Source organism: Streptomyces sp. UH6 (genome assembly GCF_013421635.1).
GTDB lineage: Bacteria > Actinomycetota > Actinomycetes > Streptomycetales > Streptomycetaceae > Streptomyces > Streptomyces abyssomicinicus.
In genome coordinates this window covers 1-1,940 of the sequence record NZ_JACADT010001038.1, presented here as the reverse complement: position 1 = coordinate 1,940, position 1,940 = coordinate 1, and the positions used below count along the sequence as shown (strand labels likewise).

At 72.3% G+C, this 1,940-nt stretch carries 2 protein-coding genes; one reads left to right on the top strand and one right to left on the bottom strand.

The window, feature by feature from the left end; all coding sequences use genetic code 11:
- The coding region (locus tag HW445_RS28900; RefSeq protein ID WP_308800102.1) for a helix-turn-helix domain-containing protein at nt 1-365 on the bottom strand (365 nt) is incomplete at its 3' end.
- Nucleotides 366-639: 274 nt separating this feature from the next.
- Here HW445_RS28900 and HW445_RS28895 point away from each other — a divergent pair.
- A complete protein-coding gene (locus HW445_RS28895) occupies nt 640-1,839 on the top strand; it encodes a homogentisate 1,2-dioxygenase (RefSeq protein WP_180223797.1) in 1,200 nt (399 codons plus the stop codon).
- Nucleotides 1,840-1,940 lie beyond the last annotated feature (101 nt).

The window sequence follows — 1,940 nt, the reverse complement described above, 5'->3', positions numbered from 1 at the left end:
GCGCCGGAACCGGGCGGCTCGACCACGGCGACCGCCACCGCGTCGTCCCCCTCCGGCACCACCAGGCAGGCGGTGACGCCGAGTTCGGCCGCCAGGTCGCTCAGCACGGGCCGGGCCGCGTCCAGCAGCGGCGGGCGGGTGAGTTCGGCCAGGGTGAAGAACGCCAGGCCCACCCGGTAGCGGTTCGCGTCGTCCTTGGCGGCGAAGCCCTGCCGCACCAGCGCGCCCAGCAGCCGGTAGGCGACCGAGCGGTGCACGCCGAGCCGGGCCCCGACCTCGCTGGCGGTCAGGCCCGCCGGCTCCTCGGCGATCATGCGCAGCACCATGAGCCCCCGCTCCAGCGTCTGCGACCCCTCCGCGGCCACTTCCCACCTCTCCCACCGGGCGTGACGACTCGGGCGAACGGGACGATCTCCCGCTGCCCCCTTGACGGGACGACCCTACCGCTCGCATCGTGTTTCAACATGCACAACGATGTGTTTCGGTATTTGCAACACCCGTCCTCGGGTCCGGCCGTGGCCGTCCGCCGGACAGGCGGGACGGAGGACCTCGGCGCGGACGCCGGTGAGCCGTCCGCCGGGCACGCCCTCACCGACGCACGCTGAACCACGGAGCACCGATCCGAAAGGAGGCCGGGACATGGCCCACTACCGCAGCCTCGGCGCCGTCCCCGCGAAGCGGCACACCCAGTTCCGCCCGGAAGGCGACGCCCTCGCCTTCGAGGAGCTGATGGGGGAGGAGGGCTTCTCCTCCGACTCCTCGCTGCTGTACCACCGCCACATCCCGTCCGCGATGACCGGCTCCGAGGTGTGGGAGCTGCCCGACACCCGGACGGTGCCGAACCACCCGATGAAGCCGCGCCACCTGAAGCTGCACGAGCTGTTCCACGGCGACGCCCGGCAGGACACCGACGTGGTCGAGGGCCGGCGCCTGGTCCTCGGCAACGGCGACGTGCGGATCTCCTACGTCGTCGCCGGCAAGGCCTCGAAGCTGTACCGCAACGGCGTCGGCGACGAGTGCGTGTACGTCGAGTCCGGAGCCGCCCGGGTGGAGACCGTCTTCGGCGTGCTCACCGCCCGCGCCGGCGACTACGTGATCATCCCCCGCGCCACCACCCACCGCTGGGTCCCGCAGGGCGAGGAGCCGCTGCGCGCCTACTGCGTCGAGGCCAACAGCCACATCGCCCCGCCCAGGCGCTACCTCTCGCGGTACGGCCAGCTCCTCGAGCACGCCCCGTACTGCGAGCGCGACCTGCACGGCCCGGCCGAGCTGATCCAGGAGGACGGCACGGACGTCGAGGTCCTGGTCAAGCACCGCGGCTCGGGCGGGGAGATCGTCGGCACCCGCTTCGTGCAGGCGCACCACCCGTTCGACGTGGTCGGCTGGGACGGCTGCCTGTACCCGTACACCTTCAACATCGCGGACTTCGAGCCGATCACCGGCCGGATCCACCAGCCGCCGCCGGTCCACCAGGTGTTCGAGGGCGACAACTTCGTCATCTGCAACTTCGTCCCCCGCAAGGTGGACTACCACCCGCTGGCCATCCCGGTGCCCTACTACCACTCCAACGTCGACTCCGACGAGGTCATGTTCTACTGCGGCGGCGACTACGAGGCCCGCAAGGGCTCCGGCATCGGCCAGGGCTCCATCTCCCTGCACCCGGGCGGCCACGCCCACGGACCGCAGCCGGGAGCGTACGAGCGGTCCATCGGCGCGGAGTTCTTCGACGAACTCGCGGTCATGGTCGACACCTTCCGGCCGCTGGAGCTCGGCGAGGGCGGACAGGCCTGCGACGACGGCGTCTACGCCTGGAGCTGGGCGGGAGGCCGCCGCGCATGACCGCCCCCGCCGCGCTCCTGGACCGGCTCGTCGACGACGCCGGCCTCTTCCCGCCCACCGCCCTCCCCATGGACCGGGCCGTCGCGCGCCACCGCGCGGAC